The organism is Mycobacterium sp. UM_11 (genome assembly GCF_001414075.1).
GTDB lineage: Bacteria > Actinomycetota > Actinomycetes > Mycobacteriales > Mycobacteriaceae > Mycobacterium.
Genome location: NZ_LATC01000253.1, coordinates 1 through 374 on the forward strand (window position 1 = coordinate 1; position 374 = coordinate 374).

Annotated in this window: 1 pseudogene; it reads right to left on the minus strand. The window is 70.3% G+C overall.

Annotated features, from left to right (window positions below):
- Positions 1-170 precede the first annotated feature (170 nt).
- A pseudogene (locus WU80_RS24890) lies at positions 171-374 on the minus strand (hypothetical protein); the annotation flags it as partial.

Consider the following 374-nt stretch of genomic DNA (forward strand, 5'->3'; position numbering starts at 1 on the left):
CGATCGCGAGCGCGGCGCAGCCGGGCGAAGCGGGTCGCCGCCATCGGGCCTAGCGGCGATCGCGAGCGCGGCGCAGCCGGGCGAAGCGGATCGCCGCGATCAGGCCAGCGGCGATCGCGAGCGCGGCGCAGCCGGGCGAAGCGGGTCGCCGCGATGAAGATCCCTTTACGTCAAACGGGATCATCGTCGTCTCCCTCGCGGAGGAATCTCTCGGGATGGTGAAAACTGTTGGTTCGGGGTTGGCCGCGGTCCAGGTGTGCCGGGGGTAGCCATTCGGTTTCGCCCCGGGCGTTGGTCCTTGTGGTCCAGCCCTTTTCGGCGAGCCGGTTGTCCGGGCCGCAGGCCAGGGTGAGGTCGTCGATGTCGGTGCGGTG